Here is a 20,783-nt window from a genome sequence, read left to right on the forward strand (position 1 = left end):
ACTCGTCAGCCGTGTTCGTCTCCAGTGATCGCCATCATCTGGAATCCGTGATCACCATCGCCTGGAACGCCTGATCACCATCTCTGGAATGCGCATAGTGGCGATTTGAGCTCAGCTTTTCGACCTTGGGCGGCTCGAGCATGACCTCCTTGAGATCGTCGCCGCTGGCGACGACGACGACGAAAGTGAGCTTCCCGTCCTGCCTGGTAAGCCCTCCGGCAAGGGCATTGCCGGCAGTGGCCTTCTCGGCGACTTGGACCGCCTCGGAAAGCTCCTGCTTGATCCATTTCAGAGCCACGATGTTGGCGAGGTCCTCGCGGTCTAGCTCCTTCAAGGAGGCGACGGTCTCCTTCTCCGCAATGCCTCCGGTGTTTGCATCCACGACGTTCTCCCACACCCGCTCATTCCTGACCGTCCGCACGCGATAGACGGGCGGTCCGGATATGTCGAAATTGATGTCGGTGGTCCTCGACCCTTCATGCAGGCGTTCGGCGATCGCCATGGCCCGGCTGAGCGGAACGTGCGTGGTGTGGAATTGCGCGATGACACGACGGACCACAGCCTCGTCCGTATCGCCTTGCGTCTCTGCGCCTGGGGTGCTGGCGTCGACCGTTTGAGGCACGTCGGCGACTGCCCCCGTAGCGACGAGCGTGGCGGACCAAATGATGAGGGCAAATAGATGCTTCTTCGACATCAGGAACATTCCGTTCTCATTGGCTAATCGTAGGAGGGGCGGGCGAAGAGGAAGGCGGCGCTGCAACGGCCATTGTCTGCGTCGCACCAGCGCCTCGAATGCTCGACAGACGGTCGCTGTCTCGCCCGTCGCGCGTGGGACGACGTGTTCCTCAGCTTCGACTCGGCCTTGCCGTACATCGGCCGGTGAGCCGCTTGATCAGCGTCGGACCGCGCCATGCTGTCGCGCACCTGAGGACTCAGTGGCGCGACGGTGACGCCTTCGCTATCATCGACGGGCGCCGGCGAGCCTGTATCTTGAGCAGCATCGGGCGCATCGAGGCGGCCTGGCTGCGAGCCTGCCGCGATCCTGTCTTGGTCTGCGATAGCTGGCAGAGGATGATTGGTATCGATCACCACCGGCTCCGGTCCCTTGACATCGGAGTGGATGCGGATGGGCGGGAGCGCCGTATTCGAAAGCGCAAATCGGTCCGGCAGCGGCGCGGGCAGCACCCAATCGGCGGCCAACAGCAGCAAGAGCAACGCGCCACTGACCGAGAGAAAGTAGCCCCGCACGGGGAGGACCGAGTCCATTGACCCGCTCGCGCGCATCGATAGAACGGATCGTCTACTCACGACGGCTTCCCTCTGACAACGAAACTGAGGCTCATCAAGCGATCGGAAGCCCACGCGTGCGAGCGCCCTTCGCGTCCCAGCGAGCCCGTGCCAAGCCGTGCGTGCGATTGCCGGATCGACCCCATGGCCTCGAAGGCCCCGATGGAATCCGGCGTATCAAGAGCGCGTTCGGCCATGGTCAGGTCGTCCGCAATGCGGGATCGACGGTCGACTTGGGCGCTATTCCTCTGCGCTCGAGCTCCGACTCGATCATGTCGAACACGCATTCGACGGGCGCCAGCCAGACATTGACCCAGCAGATGATGTAGTCGCGGGATAGCAGCAGCACCGTCGTCATGCGAGCTTCCTCCGCTCCGCATAGCTCGATGCCGGTGTCGTCCCGCGGACGGCAAGCGCGTCCGCCCACGCAGCAAGCGAAATCACGATCCCGAGCACCAGGCTCAGTGCCACGAGTGAGAGCGCCACGATCAGGTTGAGCGACGCCAGCGCGAGCCCCGGCAAGGGATTTTCTCGCAGGAGCGACACCAGCAGGGTTGACATTCTCGGTCTCCTTAATAAACTACACCGTATATTTCATATACATCACGAGGCACGGGTCGTTGTCAAGGCGAGGGCCTCACAAGCGCGTGTTCGGGATGTCGGGCGGCGGCACAGTGTCGTCTCCCGTCGAACAGGATGTCTCAACCGGAGAAGGTATTCGTCATGATCAAGTACAGGCCGGCACTCTTCATCGTGATGGTCGCATCGCTCGTCAGCACAGCAAGCTTCGCCCAGGAAGACCGCGGCACGGCGGAGGAGAGAGCCGCGTGCACTCCCGACGCCTTCCGCCTGTGTAGCTCCTACATTCCCGATGCTTCGGCAGTCGAGGCCTGCCTTCGGCTCAGAAAATCGAATCTGAGCGAAGGGTGCAAAGCGGTGTTCGACCACGGAACGACCGGATCGGGCAGGAACAGATAGGGCCAGCGTCGCGGTGGTGCGACGGGGCTCCGATCGGCAGTCCGTCCTCGGGGCCCCGATTCACAACCACACCGCAGCAGCAAACAGGAGCGCTCAGATGAGCACAGTGTACATTCCCGCTCTGGCCGCGTTCGGGGGGTCGGCTTTCGGAGCGGTCTCGACCATCGTGAGTGGATGGTTCAGCCGACGCCGCAGGCTGCGCGAGCGATATCACGCTCGCTCGTTCAGCAAGCGCGAACGGCTGTATCGGAGCTTTATCGAGGAAGCGTCGCGGCTGTATGCCGACGCACTTGTTAGCGAAAGGGCGGAAATCCCGCAACTGGTCGGTCTCTACACACTGGTCGGGCGAATGCGGATCTTGTCGAGCGACGAGGTCGTTCACGCCGCGGAAAGGACCGGCCGCCTGATCATCGAAACCTACCTGTCGCCGAACCGGACCTTCGTCGATCTACCTGAGTTCATAGATGAAATGGATCCGCTGCACGCATTCGGCGAAGCCTGCCGGTGCGAGTTGTTGAATCTCCCGCCGCGTTGAGTAGGACCATGCAAGAGCTCACCGGGGACCACGCCAAATCAGCGCGCACCGTCCGCAGGATCGTGCAGGCAGCGCTTCATCTATATCGCGAGATCGGTCACAAGAAGACCACCGTCGCCGACATCGCAAGAATTTCGTCGATGTCCTCAGCGAACATCTATCGCTTCCTTGAGGCGAGGCAAGCGGTTGAGGATTTCGTCGTGAAGCAATTGCTCGAGGAGACGGCCAACGCAGCGACAGAAACAGCGCGCAACGGCGGCTCGGCTCTGTCGCGTCCTGGCCGCGACCCTCAAAGCCGCCGTTCAGCTCAATGAAGAGCGTCGGGCGAGGAACCCGAAGCTCCACGACCTGTTGGTCTCGGTAGTCCTTCAGAACTCGGCCATCGTTGTCTGCCGATCAGACCGGGATTCGCCCGAGCTTCGAGGAAATGATGCATTTCTGCGGGGATGCTCTGCGTCGAGCGCCGGCAGCCGGCGGAGCAAATGAAGCGCGCCTCAGAGCCGTCGGAGAAAGATAGACGGCCTTCGCTGGCTATGCGATCGGGAAGAGCCGGCGCTTGGTGCTCGGCTTAGACCCCGACAAGGCGCGCATGGATGGACCGATCAGAACTTCTGTTTCGTCGCTCTAGTGAGACCAATCCGTCTCACACGCGGCGAGAAAAAAGCCTACGCGCTCGCGCAGGAAGACAGAAAGCTCCTTCTTCAGATCTTTCGGCGTCTCCCCGAGAAGGGACCGGAACAGCATCGGGAGAAGAATAAGATCCAGAAAGATCTGTGCCGTGGTGCGGCTTCGTTTTGCGCTGAAAGGGCCCTTCGGAGCCCGCGCGAGTTTCTGTGTCGCGTCGTTCAGGAGCTGGGATACGGCGGTCAACGAGCGATCCCGCGCAGCGTCGTGGACGTTGCGGCTCAACTCGGGGAAGCGCGGCGCCTCGGCGATCGTGGCGCGCACCATGCCCAGCGACTCTTCGAAGACTCGCTCGATGATGACTGTCCCGAGGCTCATCAGCTTGTCTTCGATCGTGCGACCCTCGGGTGTGAAGCCCTCGAAATCCGTGAGTCCGCTGATGGTACGGGCAACCACCGCCGCGAATAGTGCCTCCTTCCCGGGGAAGTGAGCATAGATCGTCGGTTTGCTTGCGGGAGCCATCTCGGAAATGTCGTCGATGCTCGCGCTTCGGTAACCCTTTTCCAGGAACAACTGCTGCGCCGCATCGAGGATCCGGGCCTGGACGTCGCCGGCAAGATCCTTGGACGGTCTGCCCCTTTTGGGGCCGGTGGGCTTCTTCATTTTCGATCTCCCATCACGAGTCTGTGCGCGTCTCCTTCCCACTTGACACGAGCGGTCGGAAAAGGCAAGAAAAAGAAAATATACGGTTTAGTTTATTAACGCCGCTGGTGCCGCTTTCGTGGCGAACTCAGCGGCTGCTTCCGGATGACGGTTTGCAACATGGGCGTTCTGTACCTGACTACCCGACCGCTGAGGAGATTGTCGTGACTGTGTTTACCTGTGACCCGCCCGCTTTGCAGGGCAGCGTCCTGCTGCGCGAGCTGCATCAGAGGGTCGCTGGCGGGCTCGCCTCCGCCATCAACCTGGTCTCGGCTGCGGCCATCGGCGCCGAGGGGGCAGAGGCCAAGCATGCTCTAAGCGAGGTCGTCGAACTGCTGCATGGCTATGCGGACGTCCATCGGACGCTGGAGATGCCGCGCGCCGAGATGCTGATTCACGCCGAGTCCTATATCCACGAATTGGGCTACGGCATGCGCCGTGCGCTGCTGGACCGAATGAACATTCAGCTGACATTCGCGACCCGTTCTCTGGTGCTCCAGCCCGAGCGCTGCTGGCAGCTCGGCCTGATCGTCCATGAGCTCGTGATGATCGCGGCAGAGCACGCCTGCTTCGAAGCGCGGGCCGGCCAGATAGAGGTCAGGCTGACCCGCAACGGCGCGATGGCGAACTGCGTCATCGCGGATAACGGCTGGCGTTCGGTGCGCAACGTTTCGGATCGCGAGTTTCGAACCACAAAGAATCTCGTCCGAGCTCTCGGCGGCAGCATCGAGCGGGCCTTCGGCAAGGACTTCACGTCGATGATCCTGTCGTTCCCGCTGACTGAGCGGGAGCGGGCAGTGAACTGGACGATTGCAGCGCGCCAGATGAAGCCGCGTCGTTGCACGGCAGCGATCGTTTCCAATGATACGACGCTCGCCGCGAGAGCGGCGGTCAGTCGCGGCCGTGCTGTCGCAAACGAACCGGATCAGAAACCGCCTCGCCGGCGCCAGGGCCAATTGGCTGTGTCCTGCCGCTCCGTGAATGTGCTCGGCGAGCTGTCGTCACCCAGCCATCATATGGACGCGCCATGACATCCCACTCGTTCAATCCGCCTCAAACCGGTCGTGCGCCGAAGTTATTCGTCGCGGCCGTCGCGCTGGTCGCGGCCACGCTCAGCGGCTGCAATGACCACAGCGCATCGACAGTCACGCGCGCGGCGATCGTCCGGACCGCGCTCGTGCAGCCGCGCGACCGCCGGGCTGACATCACGCTGACCGGGGAGGTCCAGGCGCGCTTCCGAGCTGATTTGTCGTTCCGAATCAGCGGCCGCGTGCTGGCGCGCTATGCCGATGTCGGCTCCCACGTCAGGGCCGGAGAGGTGCTGGCGGTTCTTGATCCCGCCGAGCAACAGGCCGACGTCGATGCCGCGACCGCGGCGGTGACATCCGCGGAAGCTCAGCTGCGGGTGGCGATGGCTACCTTTGAGCGGCAGAGGTCGCTGATTGCAAGCGGCTTCACGACCCGCCCGGCCTACGATCAGGCGCAGGAGGGCTTGCGCTTGGCGGAAAGCACGCTGGAGGCCGCACGAGCGCAACTCGGCACCTCGAAGGAAGCGCTCGGCTACACGGCCCTGCGCGCCGAAGCCGACGGCGTCATCACCGCACGCAACCTGGAAGCAGGCCAGGTCGTGCCGGCCGCGCAGCCCGTATTTTCGCTGGCACGAGACGGAGAGCGGGATGCGGTGTTCGACGTCTACGAATCCGTCTTCCTTGGCCAGACCGACAGTCGCGGCGTCGCGCTGTCGCTGGTCTCCGACCCCGCGGTGACGGCGCTGGGACATGTCAGGGAAGTCTCGCCGGTCATTGACGCGAAGAGCTCAACGATCCGCGTCAAGGTATCGATCGAGAATCCATCGGCCGCGATGACGCTCGGCAGCGCTGTCGCCGGAACGGTCAAGGCGACGGCGCAGACCGAGATTGCGTTGCCGTGGAGCGCATTGATGGCGGCCGGTGAAAAGTCGGCGGTCTGGACCGTCGATCCGGCCACGCGCACGGCGTCGCTGAAACAGGTGACTGTTGGCGGCTACGAGGCGGGTGAAGTGTTGATCAAAGCGGGGCTCGAGCCCGGCGAGCGCGTCGTGATCGATGGCGGCAAGCTTCTGAGCGTAGGCCAGCTGGTGACTTATGAGGGAGACCGGTCATGAAAATGCAGGTCACGATGATCGCCGGCGCGGTGGCGTCGACATTGCTGCTCGCCGGCTGTCAGCAGGAGACGAAGGCGCCGGAGCCTGTGCGTCCCGTCCTGTCGATGCGGCTCGAGCCAGATCGGGGAGATCGCGCGGTGGCCGTTGGCGTTATCGAGCCTCGCTACAAGACCGATATCGGTTTCCGCGTGCTAGGACGGTTGACGTCGCGCCCCGTCTATGTCGGCGACCTTGTCAGCGAAGGACAGATTGTCGGGGCGATCGATCCGACGGCTCTTGACCTCGCCGTCCGTTCAGCACGAGCGCAGCTTGCAAAAGCCCAGGCCCAGCTTGCCACTGCCCAAGCGACGGAGAATCGGCAGCGCACGCTCATCAACAGCGATGCGACAACGAAGCAGACGCTGGACAACGCCGAGCAGGCGCGTGCCGGCGCGGAAGGCACGGTTGCGCAGGAACAGGCAAACCTCACGAAGGCGATCGAGCAGCTCGGCTATGCCCAGATCAAGGCGGACTTCGGCGGAGTGGTCATCGCAGTCGGCGCGGAGGTCGGCCAGGTGGTCTCGCCCGGTCAAAGCGTGGTCACGGTCGCGAGGCCTGAGATTCGCGAGGCCGTCGTCGATATTGGAGAGGATTTTCCTGTGCCGCTCGAAGTCGGCTTGCCTTTCACCGTCGGCCTGCAACTCCTTCCGGATGTCCAAATCGGGGGCAGAATACGCGAGGTCGCACCGCAAGCCGATCCCGTGACGCGCCTGCGACGAATTCGAATCGCGCTCGACAATCCGCCTGAGAGCTTCCGCCTGGGCGCGACCGTCACGGCAAAGCTCGGCAAGGACCAGAGCCCGGTGCTGCGTCTGCCCGCATCTGCGGTGCTTGCCAAGGATGGCGCGAGCTTCGTTTGGCTGGTCGATCAGCCCGCCGAAACTGTGTCGCTGCACAAGATCGATGTCATTCCCGACCAGAGCGGATTCCGCGTCACCGCCGGAATCGCTCCCGGCGCACGCGTCGTGACCGCCGGAGTTCACAGCCTCAAGGCAGGACAGCAAATCCGTATCGCACAGGATCAAGAGCCATGAAGTCTTTCAATCTTTCCGACTGGGCGCTCGGGCACCGCTCGCTCGTCTGGTATTTCATGATCGCCTTCATGGTGGCCGGCCTGTTTGCCTATCTTCAGCTCGGACGTCAGGAGGACCCGGACTTCACCATCAAGACCATGGTGATCCAGGCGCAGTGGCCAGGCGCCTCGCCCGAGGAGATGACGCGCCAGGTCACTGACCGGATCGAGAAGAAGCTCGAAGAACTGGAGTCGCTCGACTACACGAAGAGCGTCACCGTCGCGGGCCAGACCACCGTGTTCGTCTATCTGCGCGACTCCACCAAGGCGATCGACGTGAAGCCGACCTGGGTGCGGATCCGCAACATGATTGCCGACATCAAGGGCGATTTCCCGCAAGGGGTGATCGGCCCAGGCTTCAACGATCGCTTCGGCGACGTGTTCGGGAACGTTTATGCCTTCACGAGCGATGGGCTGAGCCAGCGGCAGCTCCGCGATCAGGTCGAGGACATCCGCGCCAAGGTGCTGACCGTGCCCGCTGTCGGCAAGGTCGACATTCTCGGGGCGCAGGACGAGGTGATCTATCTTGAGTTCTCGACACGCAAGATCGCCGCCCTCGGCCTCGACGTGCACGCGATCATGAATTCGCTCCAAGGCCAGAACGCAGTCGCCCCCTCAGGGTTGTTCCAGGAAGGGCCCGAGCGGATCAGCGTCCGCGTCAACGGCCAGTTCACCTCCGAGGCCAGCCTGAAGGCGGTCAATCTTCGCATCAATGACCGCTTCTTCCCGCTGACCGATGTCGCAACCATCACGCGGGGCTACCTCGATCCGGCCAGGACGTTGTTCAGGTACAACGGTCAGCCCGCGATCGCGCTCGCGATCGGCATGAAGTCCGGCGCAAACCTGCTGCAGTTCGGCAAGGCGCTGAAAGAACAGGTGAACAAGGTCATCGCCGACCTGCCGATCGGCATCGGTGTACATTTGGTTGCCGACCAGCCCGTTGTGGTCGAGCATGCCGTGTCGGGCTTCACGGAGGCGCTGTTCGAAGCCGTGATCATCGTGCTCGGCATCAGCTTTCTCAGCCTTGGCTTGCGCGCCGGGCTCGTGGTTGCCATCGCCATCCCCCTGGTGCTTGCGATCACGTTCGTGGTCATGGCCTATTCCGGCATCTCGTTGCAGCGCATTTCGCTCGGCGCCCTGATCATTGCGCTCGGCCTCCTGGTCGACGACGCGATGATTGCCGTTGAAATGATGGTGGCCCGGCTCGAGATCGGCGACCCCTTGGAAAAGGCGGCGACCCACGTCTATACGTCGACCGCGTTCCCGATGCTGACGGGCACCCTCGTCACCGTGGCCGGCTTCATTCCGATCGGCCTGAACAGCAGCAACGCCGGCGAGTTCACCTTCACGCTCTTCGTGGTGATCGCGGTTTCGCTGATCGTGTCGTGGATCGTCGCTGTGCTGTTCACCCCGCTGCTCGGCGTCACTATCCTGCCATCTCAGATGAAGGGCCATCACGAGGACAAGGGACGCTTGGCGCGGATGTTCTCGCGCCTGCTGCTCTTCTGCATGCACCACCGCTGGAGCACGATCGGTGTAACGGTCGCCGCCTTCCTGCTTGCAGTCGTCGGTCTCCAATTCGTGCAGCAGCAGTTCTTCCCTTCATCGGATCGCGCTGAGCTCGTGATTGACTGGAACCTGCCGCAGAACGCCTCGATCACCGACACCAACGCGCAGATGGCGCGCTTCGAGCGCGAACAGCTGCAGGCCAACGACTCCGTCGATCACTGGTCGACCTATGTCGGCACCGGCGCGCCGCGGTTCGTGCTCTCGTTCGATCTGCAGACCACCAACACCTGGTTCGGTCAGCAGGTCATCGTGACCAAGGGCGGCATCGCGGCGCGCGATCGTCTCAAGTCTCAGTTCGAGAACTATTTGAGGACGACGTTCCCCGGCACCGACACCTACGTGAAGTTGCTTGAGGTTGGGCCGCCGGTGGGACGCCCCGTGCAATACCGTCTCAGCGGGCCGGATATCGCCAAGGTCCGGGATCTTTCGCAGAAGCTTGCCGGCATCGTTCGGAGCAGTCCCGATCTCGGCAATGTGGTGTTCGACTGGATGGAGCCTGCCCGCGTCGTCAAGGTCGATGTCCTGCAGGACAAGGCGCGCCAACTCGGCGTAACCTCCGAAGATATCGCAACCACGCTGAACTCGGTGTTCGAAGGCTCGCCGATCACCCAGGTGCGCGACAGCATCTATCTCGTCAATGTCATGGGACGCGCGACCGCGCCGGAGCGCGCCTCGATTGATACGCTGCGCGATCTGCAGCTGGTCGGGCTCGGCGGTCAATCGGTCCCGCTGGGGGCGATCGCCAATTTGCGCTATGAGCTCGAACAGCCGACGATCTGGCGGCGCGCGCGGATTCCGACGATCACTCTCAAGGCGGCCGTCGTCGGCAATGTTCAGCCGAAGACCGTCGTGGACCAGCTTGCGCCCAAAGTGGCCGAGTTCACCAAAGGGCTGCCGGCCGGGTATTCGGTGAGGATCGGCGGCTCCGTGGAGGAGAGCGCCAAAAGCCAGGCGCCGATCATCGCCGTCGTTCCGCTCATGCTGTTCGTCATGGCCACGGTGCTGATGGTACAGCTGCAGAGCTTCGCCCGCCTGTTCCTCGTGTTTGCGGTCGCGCCGCTCGCGGTCATCGGCGTGGTCATGGCCATGCTGCCGAGCGGGGCGCCGCTTGGCTTCGTTGCAATCCTCGGTGTGCTCGCTCTCATCGGCATCCTGGTCCGCAACTCCGTGATCCTGATCGTGCAGATCGAGGATCTGAAGAAGGAGGGGCGGCCGGCCTGGGAGGCCGTGGTGGAAGCGACCGAGCACCGGATGCGGCCGATTCTGCTGACCGCGGCCGCTGCGAGTCTCGCGCTCATTCCGATCGCGCGCGAGATCTTCTGGGGTCCCATGGCGTACGCCATGATGGGCGGCATCATCGTCGGAACGCTGCTGACGCTGCTGTTCCTGCCAGCGCTCTATGTGGCGTGGTTCAAAATTCACCCTGATCACGGCGATGATCACGTTCGGCCGGAGACGGGGACCAAGGCTGCCGCGCACGACCCGTCTGCAGCGCAATGCCTATCCACGCATGACCTGCCAGAGCCGGTCCTCGAGCCGCAGGCCTGACATGCCGACGCGGTCTTGAGGGCGCAACGATGGATATCGTCAGTTCGCTTGCCGCCTTGGTGCGGGTTACCGAAACAGGTTCGTTCTCGGCCGTCGCGCGTGAGCGCGACGTCAGCAAGGCTGCCGTCACGCGCCAGATCGCGTTCCTTGAGGAGCATTTCGGCGTGCGTCTTCTGCATCGGACGACGCGCAAGCTCAGCCTCACCGAGGACGGTCGGACGCTGCTCGATCTGGCAAGGCCGGTGCTCGAGGGTGTCGAGACGATGGAGGCCACGCTCGGACGGCAGAGCACCTCGCCTGTCGGTCTGGTGCGGGTCGGGATCATGGTCGCGGCGAGCCATTTTCTCGCGCCGCGTCTGCCGACGCTGCTCGCAAGCAATCCGGGGCTACAGGTCGAATTGATCGTGAACGACCGCTTTGGCGACATGATCGAAGACCGACTCGATCTCGCGATGCGGGCAGGCGAAATCACCGACGTGTCGGTCGTTGCGCGGCGGATCGGGATTGCAGCGCGCGTGGTCGTCGCAGCACCACGTTATATTGAAGCCCGCGGGCACCCCAGCACGCCCGTGGAGCTTGGACGCCACACTTGCATCGTTCACGACGTCGGGCCGGATTCGGATATGTGGACTTTTGGCGGGTCGCACGGCGCCGAGGAGGTCCGGGTGTCCGGCAGTATTCGCGCCAATGATGGTGCCGTCGTTCATTTGGCGGCGCGTGCGGGCTACGGCATCGCGTTTCTACCGCTTGTGCAAGTGGTCGACGATCTCCGCAGCGGCGCCCTGGTTCGCGTGTTGGGCGACCGTCCGTCGCCTGGGCTGCCGTTAAGCCTCACCTACTCATCACGGCGTCATTTGGCGCCTCGTACGCGAGTGGTAATGGAATTCATCATCGAGCAGGTCCGTCAAATGCGTGGCGCGCTCGCGGCCACCTCCGATGAGAGCATCCTCTGATCTTCCTTTATCTGCCTCGCGTGTCCGCGACTCGGAGCACGCGGAGCGTCTGATCCGATTGGCACGAATTGCGCGACGGTGTTTTGCATCCCGTCTGCTTTTTCCGAAACGGGCGTTGCGTTAGCTCTCCCTTGGTTTCAGCACCGAAACCGGACCACGGAGAGAAGTATGAACAAGGTCTTCGCCAGCGGCATGATCGTCGCCGCTGCATTGGCAGCCGCAGCGCTTGTGATGCCGACCCAGCCGGCCGCAGCAAAGGAATACGAATTTTGCCGACAGGACTGGGGATCGGGCATGCGGAACTGCGCCTTCGATACGATGGAGCAGTGCGTCGCCATGATCTCGGGTCGTGGCGGAACCTGTGTCCGCAACCCCGTCGGCAACGAGCCGACCGCATCCTATGCCTACGCCTCGAAGGCGCATATGCGCTCTCACCACTGAGAGCATCGAGGGCTTCTGGTTCTGGCGCGCCCGCCAGAACCAGAGGCGTCTGCGTCATGGGCGATCCCGTGGCTTCTGCGACCTGGTAGAAGCGAGCCGCGACGCCTCCCACGGCCGCCGAGTGTGACGCCCTTTTTGTCAGAACTTGCTCGATGCAGGGGCATGTCGAGCGTGTAGGTCTGATCGCGAGCTTCAGGCGCCGCGTCGGTCCGAGATGACGTCAAGGGAGCGATTGCGAAACGGCGGCCGAGGCAGCTTCCTGCTTAGTCCTGCTTGGGATCTACAGCCGCTGACTGGCGGGCTCGGCAGGACTCGAACCGTCAACCAAACGGATGAAGCAACGTTTCGGTCGTTTTTGCCCGAAGGGGCTCAGCGCCGCGTCGGATCGGTGAATTTTGTCATCCAAGCATCCTTGGGCTTCCAATGGAGCGTCTGCTCAGACCAGTAGACACGGCTGTAAAAGGGCAACGGGTCAAGATATCTGGCATTGGAAACTCTTTCGTGGCGCTGCAACTAAACCCCATGCTAAAGAATTGCGACAGCTCACAGCGAGAGGTCGCAGGTATGAAAAAGAGCGATGTGATCTGTTCCGAGTGCGGTGCTGGATTTCGTCGTATCGAATTATGCTCCCAGACTGGGGAAAGAGGCGAGTATCGCTGTCCGGTCTGCAACAGCTCGTTGGAGGTCTTCGACGGTAGCAAGCTGATCGTCTACCGTCTTACCATCCAACCCTGTACGAGGGCCACGCGCGATTGAAGCCCTTCAGCGTAGCTCTCTTTCCGTGGGGCCTGCCAACCAGCGACTCGACCCCGACATTCTGGCGGTTCGTTCGAGAGGGCTGCCAGCGGTCCATTCCGACAAGGGGAAAATCCGTTGCAGGTTCAATGCATGTTTGAAGAGGCGTCTGTCGGAGGGGCCCTCGATTTATCGAGGAGATCATCTGCCTCTTAATCAGCGGGTCGCAGGTTCGAGCGCTGGTGCGCCCACCACCTTTAAGAGATTGGCCCACAAGGGCTTTTTTAAATTCATCGGCAGAACAAACCAGGTCTCGTGCGACGCTTTTAGTGGTCGTACGTCGTACGCGGTGCGACGAGTCGGATAATTCGACAGCCTTGTTCACCGGGCGCGGGCGATTGTCGATGGCTACGCCCTCGTGTTCACGGATGCCGGAGCGCTCGGCTCGTTCTAAGAATGAATCGAAAGACAGAGCGCTCCGCGGGCGCGCTGCGCGACCTTGGCTTCACGGGCCTAGCTAGGGCTGAAGTCCAACCATCGCTGAAACAGGCCAGCCAAATGTGTCGCGGCTCCGATGTTGGGCGCCGGTTGGGGGGCAAAAGCCGCGCCGATTCACAAGCCACGCAGGGCGGATCGTGGCGGACCGCATACAGACATTCATCGAGGCTCGAGCCTGAGCCGCAAGGCCGTAGCCGATGGTGGACTTTGTCATCCAGTCGAGCTTTACCATCGAGGCTGACGGTCTTTTTTGATAATAGTGGGTTTAGCGATGTAGCGGACCCCCGCGCTGCGTTTCCAACGGCAACCTACGACTTCCTGCTAAGTCGCGCGGTTCTGCAGGGGTGCTCCATATAGCGGGCCAATCGTTAGGGCGCTTTCGACGAGCGAATGACGCGTCTCGAGTCAACGTGCATAGCTTCTGCGCCGGTAATCAAATCGAGCAGCTCCGAGGTGATCTCGGTCTGACGCGCCTGACGCGCGTTTTCTTGCAATCCCGCGAGCTTCTTGCTGACATTGTCGTGTGCCGACTCCATGGCAGCGAAGCGCGCGGCGTTCTCGCTCGCGATGGACTCGACCGCAGCCTCGGTCAGCAGCGCAAAGACGTATTCGGCCATCAGCTTCTCGAGCAGGGGACGCGGCGGCAGATTGTGGAGGGGGACCTGACGTGCTGGCTTTGCAACCAGCGTCGCCGTGTCAAGTGGAAGTAGCAGACGACGCTCGATCGTCGATGCGGCGCCCTGACGGTAACGGCCGAACATGACGTCCACTCGTACTATCTCACCGCGCGCGATGCGCCCGTAAATCTCGCTCGTTAGATGATTGACCGCATCGGGCGCTCCCGACGGACGAGTCGCCATGGGCCTTGTCCAGGCCACCTTGCGGCCACGCTCGAAAGCGAGCGCCGCCCCGCGGCTCCCCAGCACAAAGAGCAGATCAGCGGGTTCGAGAATCGCCTCGGCCGTCTCAAGCATCCTCTCATTGAAGCCGCCAACGAAGCCATGCTCGGCAGCGCACAAAATGAGGGCGCGGCGACTCAGCTCCTGATGCGTCTCTGGGACGGGCTGCGGCATGAGCAGAAGCGCGCTACCAATCCCGGCGGCCATCGAGTCGGCGTAGCTACGAATACCGGGCAGTGCATGCTGCGCTTCCTGCACTCGTATCCCGGCGAGCGAACGCATTGCGCCCACGATCTCGAGCAATTCGTCCATGCTCGCGATATGGTTTTGGATTTCCGAGAGACGCGTCATTGGGCTCCCTCCTGCGAAATCTATTCGCCGACCGATTGGGCCAGGGCGATCAAGCTCTCCTTGAGCCGTGCGCGAACGGCATCGGGAAGCGGCTCGGCTTCGTCGTCGAGCGCCCGAATCTCGGGGCAGTGTTCCGCGAGCCAGGGGGCCAGGCCGGCACGAAGCGCGTCGATGCGATCCAGTGGCAGGATATCCAGCGCGCCGTCGGCAACGGCGCACAGCAGCGCCACCTGTTCGCCCAGCGACTGCGGCGCGAACTGCCGCTGGCCGAGAACGGCGCGAATGCGCCGTCCGTGCTCGATGACCTTGCGGGTGCGCTCGTCCACCATGGTGCCGAAGCGGGTGAACACTTCGAGCTCCAGAAACTGCGCATACTTGAGGCGCAGACTCTCGGAGAGGGCTTTCAAGACGGGCGCCTGCGTCTTGCCGCCGACACGGGAGACGCTCTTGGCGATATCGACCGCCGGCTTTTGATCTTCGTAAAACAGGCGCGGATCGAGATAGATCTGCCCGTCGGTGATCGAGATCAGGTTGGTGGGGATGTATGCGCTGATATTGCCGGCTTGCGTCTCGGCGATAGGCAGCGCAGTCAGCGAACCGCCGCCGAGCTCCGGCCCCAGCTTCGCCGCCCGCTCCAATAGCCGCGAATGGATGTAGAAAATATCACCCGGATAGGCTTCGCGGCCCGGTGGTCGGCGCAAGAGCAGCGAGACCTGTCGGTAACAGGCGGCGTGTTTGGTCAGATCGTCGAGAATGACCAGCACGTCGCGCCTCCGCATCATGAAATATTCCGCCATGGAAAAGGCCGAATAGGGCGTGAGCCATTGCAGTCCGGGCGGGGCATCGGCTTCGCCGATGACGAAGATGCATCGCTCCGGCGCCCCATACTGGCGCACGGCGTTGATAACGCGGGCGACAGACGATGCCTTCTGTCCAATGGCCGCATAGACGCAGATCACATCGCTGGATTTCTGGTTGATGATCGTATCGACCGCGATAGCGGTCTTGCCCGTCTCGCGGTCGCCGATAATGAGCTCGCGCTGTCCACGGCCAAGCGGAATCATCGCATCCACGACGAGCAGCCCGGTCGCAAGAGGCTTAGTTACCAGCGCGCGATCAACGATGACGGGCGCCGCCTGTTCCACGGGCGCGAGTTGCGCGCCTTCAATCGTACCCTTTCCGTCAAGTGGTGTCCCAAGCGCATCAACGATGCGACCGAGCAGCATTTGGCCCACCTGAACGCGGGCCACCTCTCCAGTGCCACGGACAACACTGCCGGCCGCAATGCCGGCGGTGTCTCCAAGGAGGATGCAGCCGATGGCATCATCCCCAAGATCGACGGCAAGGCCGCGTACGCCGCCTTCGAAGATGAGCAATTCGTCCAGTCGCGCTTGCGGGAGCCCTCCGACCATCGCGACGCCGTCGCCGATCTGAAGAACACGCCCGATATGTTCGAGATGCGGGACCAAAGGCAATGCTGCGAGCCTTTGCCTGCTCTCCTGTGCCCAGCTTTTCAACTCCTCAACGAGGGCCGCCATGGGAGCCTACCTCGGTCCGCGTCGCCGCAAGCGCGCTCTGCCAGGAGAAGCGCAAAATCGCGGTCGGAAAATGCAGTTCTGCGCCCGCGATCAGGGCGGGATCGACCGCGAACGTCATGGCGCCCGCGACGCCAAGGGACTGGCGCAACCGCGCGTTCCACTGATCGGCCGTCGCTGGGGGCAGGGCGCAGGCGGTGACGATCGTCAGCGGTTTGCCGTCGGCGAGCTGACGCACCAAAGCATCGCGTTCGGCTTGCGGCATTGCCTTCAGATGCTGCTCGATCCGCTCGATCCAGGCTTCCGCGCGATATTGCATGGGTACCTCCGCGAGCAGCCTCTGGGCGAGGTCGGCGCCGAGATCGAGGGCCAGCCGGCGCGCCTCATCGAGCGCGCTTTCGCGCTCGGAGGCGAGCGTCTTGCGCGTTGAATCCATCAGGGCCTGTGCGTCGCGTTCTGCCTGTGCGCGCCGCGCTTCGGCCATCTCCTGCGCTTGGGCCGCTGCCGCCTTAAGAGCTGCCTCTCGTTCGGCCGCGATGCCAGCGCGCTCGGCTTCGACCGCCGCCAGCTCCGCGTTCGCTTTCGCTTCGAAATCCCTGACGGTGTCGAACTGGCGGCGGACCTCCGCTTTCCGCGCATCGATCATGGTCAGCACCGGCTTGTACAGAAACCGGTACAGCAGCCAGACCAGGATGCCGAAGTTGATGGTCTGGAGACCTATGGTCCACCAGTCGAGGTGCATCACTCACCAGGCGTATGGATTGGCGAACAGCAGCAGCAGCGCGACGACAAGGCAGTAAATCGCCATGGTCTCGATCATCGCGAGGCCGACAAAGAGCGTGCGCGATATCGTTCCGGCCGCTTCCGGCTGGCGCGCGATGGCGTCCATGGCTGCAGCAACAGAGCGGCCTTCCGCCAGCGCCGGGCCGATTGATCCGATCGAGACCGCAATGACAGCGCCGATGATCGAAATGAGCTTGGGATCCATTGAGCCTCCTTAGCCCTTCGCGACGCTGCCGACCGCGGCGCCGATAAAGACGGTTGCGAGTACGGTGAAGATGTAGGCCTGTACGAGGCCCACTAGAATCTCGAGCGCCATGAGCGGGATCGGGACAAAGAGGCCGGCGAGCGCCACCACGAGACCGATGATGAACTCGCCGCTCATAATGTTGCCGAACAGTCGCACCATCAGCGAAAAGGTGCGCGTGATTTCCGAGAGAATATTGAGGGGCAGCATGATCAGTTTAGGCTCGGCGAAGCTGGCGAGATAGCCGCGCAAACCGCGTTCGCGCACCCCGAAGTAATGCACCGAGAAAAAGACAATCAGCGCCAGGGCCGCCGGCGTCTCGATCTTGCTGGTTGGCGCCTCGACGCCGGGGAGTACACCGGAGAGGTTGGCGACCACCAGAAAGATTATTAACGTGCCCAGCAAGGGCAGGAACGGCCGCGCATCCTTGCGAATGACATCCTCGATCTGGCCGGCAACGCTGGTGACGATGCCCTCAAGCAGCGCCTGCCGCCCGTCGGGCAGGATTGCCAGGCGGCGCGTGACGAACCGGCAGACTAGAGCCAGCGCAGCCATGATGACCCACGTCGTCACCACCGGACGCGTGATCGCCACCGGACCAATATGAAAAAGCAGCGTGCTAGTGAGGGGCGAGGATTGCATCAGCCGCCCTCCTTTTCGCGCGCAGCGCCAACGCGCGCGCCACCAGGAACCCGGCAAAGCCGCTGAGCAACGGCGCTGCTCCGAGTTTCGCCGCGATGAGCAGAAAGCCGACCGCAGCGCCAGCACGTCCCAGCGTCAAGGCCACTGGACCAAGCCAGCTATCGCTGCGGACAAGCAGCGTCACGCTGCGCTTGAGAGCCGCAAAATACGCCAGCCCAAACATCAGACCCGCAAATGCCGTCAACAGCGTGAGTTCGGGATGAGTGATCAAACTCGTGCGGATCATGCGCTGTGCATCCTCTTCCATGCAAATGTGCAGCCCGCTGCCAGACCTGCCACGAGCAGGCCCAGGTCCAGAAGATCCCGCTATGGAAGGTCCGGTCGAGCCAGCGACCGGCGAAGATGCCGAGCAGTGTCGGAACCACGATGGTCCAGCCCAGTGCTCCGATCATGGCGAAGTTCTGGCCCAGCGACCGTTCGCCCTCGCGCTGCCAGCGCTCGCGGCGTTCCTGCCGTCTTCTGACCGCCTGTCCCAGCCGCTCGTGATTTTCGGGCTGCGTCATGACTCCAGCCCCTCTTGTGACATCGGGCCGGCCAGCCGCGGCACGGGGACGGGACGGTCGGGCCGCAGGAAGCGGTAGATCTGCCGGATCGCTGCGAGATAGAGGCGCTGCGCATCAGTGCGCGCCGTAACCTCATCTTCGCTGCGCCGCCGAAAGCTTGCGAGCACTTCGGTTTCGAGACGGTGCAGATCATCATCAGCCACGGCTTCGCGCGTCGCAATGGTGATTGCGTTCCCGTCGTGCACCGCAAGCATGCCGCCGCGCACCGCGATGTGATGCTCGCCGCCGCCCTCATCGCGCCAGCTCAGGACCGAGATTGCCAATGCCGTGAGAAAATCAGCATGCCCGCGCAGAATGCCGAAGGCGCCGGTGTCGTCCTCGGCGCGCACATACACGACGTGGTCGGCCTTTGCGATGATCGCCAGCGGTGTGGTGACCGTGAGATTCATGACATCGCCTTGGCGCTGGCACGCTCGCGCTCTCGTGCTTCCTCGAGCACGCCGATCATATAAAGCGAGCTCTCAGCCCAGTTGTCGGCTTCACCATCGAGAATGGCGCGGCATCCGGCCAGTGTGTCGGCAACCTCGACCGTTCGCCCTTCCTTCCCGGTAAAGGCAACTGTGACCATGAAGGGCTGCGTCAAAAATCGCATGAGGCGCCGCGCGCGCTTGACGGCCTGACGATCAATGGCGCTCAGCTCTTCGATCCCAAGGAGCGCAATGATCTCTTGAAGATCACGATAGTGGGCGATGGTTTTGCGCACTTCCTGGGCGGTCCGGTAATGCCCTTCGCCCACGAGGCGGGCATCGAGGAGCGTCGAGCTCGAGGCGAGCGGATCGACGGCGGGATACATGGCCTCGCTGGCCATCTGGCGCGACAGCACGATGGATGAATCGAGATGGCTGAAGATTTCGGCGACGGCAGGGTCGGTAAAATCATCGGCCGGAACATAGACAGCCTGAATTGAGGTGATCGCTGCGCCGGCAACCGAGGCGATGCGTTCCTGCAGTTCGGCGATCTCGCTGGCGAGCGTCGGCTGATACCCAACGCGCGAGGGCAGACGCCCGAGGAGGCCCGATACTTCGCCACCGGCCTGCACCAGGCGGTACACGTTATCGATCAGCAGAAGCACATTTTCGTGTTGCACGTCGCGAAAGTGCTCTGCGATGGTCAACGCCGTGAGACCCGCGCGCCAGCGCGCGCCGGGCGGTTCGTTCATCTGACCAAAAACGAGCGCGGTTCGCGGAAGCACACCTGACTGCTTCAATTCGAGCAGCAGCTCGTGCCCTTCGCGCGAACGCTCGCCGATGCCGGCAAACACTGAGATTCCAGAGTAACGTTCGACCGTCGTACGGATCAATTCCATGATCAGCACGGTCTTGCCGACACCAGCGCCGCCGAACATCGCTGCCTTGCCGCCCTTGACGAGCGGGGCGAGCAGATCGATGACCTTGATCCCGGTGTGGAAGATTTCCTGAGAGGCGCCGAGCCGGTTCAGTGCAGGAGCGGATGCATGAATGGGACGAAAAACTGTGCTTGGGGGCAGCTCGGGTCCGCGGTCTGCGGGCTTACCGACGGCGTTCAGCAGACGCCCGAGCACTGCATCGCCAACCGGTGTCTGGATTGGTGTGCCCAGGGCGCGCGCGGACACGCCGCGGCTAAGCCCGGCCGTATTGCCCAGCGCGACGGCCCGGATTGTCACGGGATCAAGATGCTGCTGGACCTCCGCCAGGACGGGCGTGGGCTCATCACGATCGATCACGATGCCCTCATTGAGGGCCGGTAAAACCCCTTGGGGAAACCGGACATCGACGACCGAGCCATGGATCGCGGTCAGGTGCCCTGAGACCTGCGTGTCATGCGATGCGTCCGCCATTGCCCGTTTTCGCTTGCTCGCTCAAAATCCTAAGCTTCTCACGCTTGGCGTCGTTGACGTAAGTCAAGTGTTTGGCTTCGGAGGGTCGATGGCGAGCCGCGACGTACTGACAGTGGGCAATCGTCTTTTCATGAAGCGCGAGCCACTAACGCCGGGAAGGCTATTCCTCATTGCGAAGTAATTTTCTTTGCGGGCTCCAGATCTGCAAGCCGTGCCGGTCGATTACGTAATGATCTGAACCCAAGGTTTCAGCGGCTTCGAGCGCCGCTTCGAGGGACTGAAACGACTGCATGGTATGGCCGTGGCGAGTCGTGACGCGAAACGGAGCGTGTAGGTCATGACCCTCCCTGGCTTGTCCGAGGAATTTGCGCAAGCGAGCTGTTACTTGGTTTAGCATCCAGCTTTCATGGGATTCCTGTTCGAGAATATGTTATCTTAACATCGGCACGTTATCAAATGGATCGGTGATCGCAAGCTCGGGTCGGGAGCGCGCTGATCGGGAAACGGCATTACCGCACAACGGCGAATTCGCCATCAACTGCTTTCCAGTGAGCCGGCCCGACACCGATAGCTTCGTCTTTCCTTCGAAAGACCGGTCCGTCGTCATCTTCGGCCGGATCGCCTCGCGGGCCTCGGCGTACCGGACGGTCCCGTACGCAAGGAACTGGAAGCAAGCAGTGGCGTTCTCAGACGGCAAGGGATCGACTCCGAAGAGGTGCTCGGCCTGGCAGAACGGCAAGAAGCTCGCGATCGTTGGAGATGCCGA

General features: G+C 62.6%; 22 protein-coding genes and 1 pseudogene. 9 read left to right on the forward strand and 14 right to left on the reverse strand.

Annotated features, from left to right (window positions below; all coding sequences use genetic code 11):
• Nucleotides 1-34: 34 nt before the first annotated feature.
• The 4 genes from M2427_RS39645 to M2427_RS39660 all read right to left on the reverse strand — a co-directional run bounded on the left by M2427_RS39645 (nucleotide 35) and on the right by M2427_RS39660 (nucleotide 1,848).
• Nucleotides 35-760 carry a PepSY domain-containing protein gene (locus M2427_RS39645; RefSeq protein ID WP_280712194.1) on the reverse strand — a complete coding sequence of 242 codons (726 nt, stop codon included), beginning with the start codon at nucleotides 758-760 and terminating at the stop codon, nucleotides 35-37.
• Nucleotides 718-1,266 carry a hypothetical protein gene (locus M2427_RS39650; RefSeq protein ID WP_049795316.1) on the reverse strand — a complete coding sequence of 183 codons (549 nt, stop codon included), beginning with the start codon at nucleotides 1,264-1,266 and terminating at the stop codon, nucleotides 718-720. The genes M2427_RS39645 and M2427_RS39650 overlap by 43 nt, the downstream gene beginning before the upstream one ends.
• A 220-nt stretch (nucleotides 1,267-1,486) precedes the next feature.
• Nucleotides 1,487-1,645, reverse strand: a complete 159-nt coding sequence (locus M2427_RS39655; RefSeq protein WP_168167874.1) for a hypothetical protein — start codon at nucleotides 1,643-1,645, stop codon at nucleotides 1,487-1,489.
• A complete protein-coding gene (locus M2427_RS39660) occupies nucleotides 1,642-1,848 on the reverse strand; it encodes a hypothetical protein (protein ID WP_041750396.1) in 207 nt (68 codons plus the stop codon). Before M2427_RS39660 ends, M2427_RS39655 begins: the two co-directional genes overlap by 4 nt.
• Before the next feature lie 162 nt (nucleotides 1,849-2,010).
• Here M2427_RS39660 and M2427_RS39665 point away from each other — a divergent pair, with 162 nt between their 5' ends.
• The 3 genes from M2427_RS39665 (at nucleotide 2,011) to M2427_RS39675 (ending at nucleotide 3,114) form a co-directional block, all read left to right on the forward strand.
• Nucleotides 2,011-2,265 (forward strand): hypothetical protein, encoded by a 255-nt coding sequence (locus M2427_RS39665; RefSeq protein WP_041751286.1) that lies wholly within the window; start codon nucleotides 2,011-2,013, stop codon nucleotides 2,263-2,265.
• A 97-nt stretch (nucleotides 2,266-2,362) separates the two neighbouring features.
• The gene (locus M2427_RS39670) at nucleotides 2,363-2,800 is read left to right on the forward strand and encodes a hypothetical protein (protein ID WP_041750397.1); all 438 of its coding nucleotides are present in this window, start codon (nucleotides 2,363-2,365) and stop codon (nucleotides 2,798-2,800) included.
• Between the two features lie 8 nt (nucleotides 2,801-2,808).
• Nucleotides 2,809-3,114 (forward strand): TetR family transcriptional regulator, encoded by a 306-nt coding sequence (locus M2427_RS39675; RefSeq protein ID WP_012041690.1) that lies wholly within the window; start codon nucleotides 2,809-2,811, stop codon nucleotides 3,112-3,114.
• 310 nt (nucleotides 3,115-3,424) lie between these two features.
• Here the strand turns inward: M2427_RS39675 and M2427_RS39680 are convergent, their stop codons facing one another.
• Nucleotides 3,425-4,087 (reverse strand): TetR/AcrR family transcriptional regulator, encoded by a 663-nt coding sequence (locus tag M2427_RS39680; RefSeq protein WP_041750398.1) that lies wholly within the window; start codon nucleotides 4,085-4,087, stop codon nucleotides 3,425-3,427.
• A 23-nt stretch (nucleotides 4,088-4,110) separates the two neighbouring features.
• Here M2427_RS39680 and M2427_RS39685 point away from each other — a divergent pair, with 23 nt between their 5' ends.
• The 6 genes from M2427_RS39685 (at nucleotide 4,111) to M2427_RS39710 (ending at nucleotide 11,891) form a co-directional block, all read left to right on the forward strand.
• Complete coding sequence (locus M2427_RS39685) at nucleotides 4,111-5,157, forward strand: sensor histidine kinase (protein ID WP_244424375.1); 1,047 nt, start codon at nucleotides 4,111-4,113, stop codon at nucleotides 5,155-5,157.
• Entirely contained in the window at nucleotides 5,154-6,269 is a 1,116-nt protein-coding gene (locus M2427_RS39690) for an efflux RND transporter periplasmic adaptor subunit (RefSeq protein ID WP_012041693.1), read from the forward strand. The genes M2427_RS39685 and M2427_RS39690 overlap by 4 nt, the downstream gene beginning before the upstream one ends.
• Nucleotides 6,266-7,342, forward strand: a complete 1,077-nt coding sequence (locus tag M2427_RS39695; RefSeq protein WP_012041694.1) for an efflux RND transporter periplasmic adaptor subunit — start codon at nucleotides 6,266-6,268, stop codon at nucleotides 7,340-7,342. Before M2427_RS39690 ends, M2427_RS39695 begins: the two co-directional genes overlap by 4 nt.
• Nucleotides 7,339-10,497, forward strand: coding sequence for an efflux RND transporter permease subunit (locus M2427_RS39700; protein WP_041750399.1), 3,159 nt, complete (start codon nucleotides 7,339-7,341; stop codon nucleotides 10,495-10,497). Before M2427_RS39695 ends, M2427_RS39700 begins: the two co-directional genes overlap by 4 nt.
• A gap of 29 nt (nucleotides 10,498-10,526) precedes the next feature.
• Nucleotides 10,527-11,450 (forward strand): LysR family transcriptional regulator, encoded by a 924-nt coding sequence (locus M2427_RS39705; RefSeq protein ID WP_012041696.1) that lies wholly within the window; start codon nucleotides 10,527-10,529, stop codon nucleotides 11,448-11,450.
• A gap of 168 nt (nucleotides 11,451-11,618) precedes the next feature.
• A complete protein-coding gene (locus M2427_RS39710; RefSeq protein ID WP_041750400.1) occupies nucleotides 11,619-11,891 on the forward strand; it encodes a DUF3551 domain-containing protein in 273 nt (90 codons plus the stop codon).
• 1,601 nt (nucleotides 11,892-13,492) lie between these two features.
• Here the strand turns inward: M2427_RS39710 and M2427_RS39715 are convergent.
• From M2427_RS39715 to atpD, 9 genes and pseudogenes are all read right to left on the reverse strand, one after another.
• The gene (locus tag M2427_RS39715) at nucleotides 13,493-14,374 is read right to left on the reverse strand and encodes a FoF1 ATP synthase subunit gamma (RefSeq protein WP_049795317.1); all 882 of its coding nucleotides are present in this window, start codon (nucleotides 14,372-14,374) and stop codon (nucleotides 13,493-13,495) included.
• A gap of 20 nt (nucleotides 14,375-14,394) precedes the next feature.
• A complete protein-coding gene (locus tag M2427_RS39720) occupies nucleotides 14,395-15,912 on the reverse strand; it encodes a F0F1 ATP synthase subunit alpha (protein ID WP_041750401.1) in 1,518 nt (505 codons plus the stop codon).
• Nucleotides 15,896-16,651, reverse strand: coding sequence for a hypothetical protein (locus M2427_RS39725; RefSeq protein WP_041750402.1), 756 nt, complete (start codon nucleotides 16,649-16,651; stop codon nucleotides 15,896-15,898). The genes M2427_RS39720 and M2427_RS39725 overlap by 17 nt, the downstream gene beginning before the upstream one ends.
• Before the next feature lie 3 nt (nucleotides 16,652-16,654).
• Nucleotides 16,655-16,897: a F0F1 ATP synthase subunit C gene (locus M2427_RS39730; protein WP_012041702.1), complete on the reverse strand. Its 243-nt coding sequence runs from the start codon at nucleotides 16,895-16,897 to the stop codon at nucleotides 16,655-16,657.
• A 9-nt stretch (nucleotides 16,898-16,906) separates the two neighbouring features.
• Nucleotides 16,907-17,578, reverse strand: coding sequence for a F0F1 ATP synthase subunit A (locus tag M2427_RS39735; protein WP_041750403.1), 672 nt, complete (start codon nucleotides 17,576-17,578; stop codon nucleotides 16,907-16,909).
• The gene (locus M2427_RS39740) at nucleotides 17,556-17,864 is read right to left on the reverse strand and encodes an ATP synthase subunit I (RefSeq protein WP_168167875.1); all 309 of its coding nucleotides are present in this window, start codon (nucleotides 17,862-17,864) and stop codon (nucleotides 17,556-17,558) included. The genes M2427_RS39735 and M2427_RS39740 overlap by 23 nt, the downstream gene beginning before the upstream one ends.
• A 110-nt stretch (nucleotides 17,865-17,974) precedes the next feature.
• Nucleotides 17,975-18,141, reverse strand: a pseudogene (locus M2427_RS39745) (ATPase F0F1); the annotation flags it as partial.
• The gene (locus tag M2427_RS39750; RefSeq protein ID WP_012041705.1) at nucleotides 18,138-18,590 is read right to left on the reverse strand and encodes a F0F1 ATP synthase subunit epsilon; all 453 of its coding nucleotides are present in this window, start codon (nucleotides 18,588-18,590) and stop codon (nucleotides 18,138-18,140) included. The gene M2427_RS39750 and the pseudogene M2427_RS39745, both read right to left, overlap by 4 nt.
• On the reverse strand, nucleotides 18,587-20,017 hold the full coding sequence (atpD, locus tag M2427_RS39755; RefSeq protein WP_012041706.1) for a F0F1 ATP synthase subunit beta: 1,431 nt from the start codon (nucleotides 20,015-20,017) through the stop codon (nucleotides 18,587-18,589). The genes M2427_RS39750 and atpD overlap by 4 nt, the downstream gene beginning before the upstream one ends.
• Between the last annotated feature and the right edge of the window lie 766 nt (nucleotides 20,018-20,783).

This window comes from Bradyrhizobium sp. BR13661 (assembly GCF_029892425.1).
Lineage (GTDB): Bacteria > Pseudomonadota > Alphaproteobacteria > Rhizobiales > Xanthobacteraceae > Bradyrhizobium.

Bases quoted from the DNA above. Each gene is read 5' to 3' on its own strand.
- M2427_RS39650 (WP_049795316.1), bottom strand. From the start codon at position 1,266: ATGGACTCGGTCCTCCCCGTGCGGGGCTACTTTCTCTCGGTCAGTGGC.
- M2427_RS39655 (WP_168167874.1), bottom strand. From the start codon at position 1,645: ATGACGACGGTGCTGCTGCTATCCCGCGACTACATCATCTGCTGGGTC.
- M2427_RS39660 (WP_041750396.1), bottom strand. From the start codon at position 1,848: ATGTCAACCCTGCTGGTGTCGCTCCTGCGAGAAAATCCCTTGCCGGGG.
- M2427_RS39665 (WP_041751286.1), top strand. From the start codon at position 2,011: ATGATCAAGTACAGGCCGGCACTCTTCATCGTGATGGTCGCATCGCTC.
- M2427_RS39670 (WP_041750397.1), top strand. From the start codon at position 2,363: ATGAGCACAGTGTACATTCCCGCTCTGGCCGCGTTCGGGGGGTCGGCT.
- M2427_RS39675 (WP_012041690.1), top strand. From the start codon at position 2,809: ATGCAAGAGCTCACCGGGGACCACGCCAAATCAGCGCGCACCGTCCGC.
- M2427_RS39680 (WP_041750398.1), bottom strand. From the start codon at position 4,087: ATGAAGAAGCCCACCGGCCCCAAAAGGGGCAGACCGTCCAAGGATCTT.
- M2427_RS39690 (WP_012041693.1), top strand. From the start codon at position 5,154: ATGACATCCCACTCGTTCAATCCGCCTCAAACCGGTCGTGCGCCGAAG.
- M2427_RS39695 (WP_012041694.1), top strand. From the start codon at position 6,266: ATGAAAATGCAGGTCACGATGATCGCCGGCGCGGTGGCGTCGACATTG.
- M2427_RS39700 (WP_041750399.1), top strand. From the start codon at position 7,339: ATGAAGTCTTTCAATCTTTCCGACTGGGCGCTCGGGCACCGCTCGCTC.
- M2427_RS39705 (WP_012041696.1), top strand. From the start codon at position 10,527: ATGGATATCGTCAGTTCGCTTGCCGCCTTGGTGCGGGTTACCGAAACA.
- M2427_RS39710 (WP_041750400.1), top strand. From the start codon at position 11,619: ATGAACAAGGTCTTCGCCAGCGGCATGATCGTCGCCGCTGCATTGGCA.
- M2427_RS39715 (WP_049795317.1), bottom strand. From the start codon at position 14,374: ATGACGCGTCTCTCGGAAATCCAAAACCATATCGCGAGCATGGACGAA.
- M2427_RS39720 (WP_041750401.1), bottom strand. From the start codon at position 15,912: ATGGCGGCCCTCGTTGAGGAGTTGAAAAGCTGGGCACAGGAGAGCAGG.
- M2427_RS39725 (WP_041750402.1), bottom strand. From the start codon at position 16,651: ATGCACCTCGACTGGTGGACCATAGGTCTCCAGACCATCAACTTCGGC.
- M2427_RS39730 (WP_012041702.1), bottom strand. From the start codon at position 16,897: ATGGATCCCAAGCTCATTTCGATCATCGGCGCTGTCATTGCGGTCTCG.
- M2427_RS39735 (WP_041750403.1), bottom strand. From the start codon at position 17,578: ATGCAATCCTCGCCCCTCACTAGCACGCTGCTTTTTCATATTGGTCCG.
- M2427_RS39740 (WP_168167875.1), bottom strand. From the start codon at position 17,864: ATGATCCGCACGAGTTTGATCACTCATCCCGAACTCACGCTGTTGACG.
- M2427_RS39750 (WP_012041705.1), bottom strand. From the start codon at position 18,590: ATGAATCTCACGGTCACCACACCGCTGGCGATCATCGCAAAGGCCGAC.
- atpD (WP_012041706.1), bottom strand. From the start codon at position 20,017: ATGGCGGACGCATCGCATGACACGCAGGTCTCAGGGCACCTGACCGCG.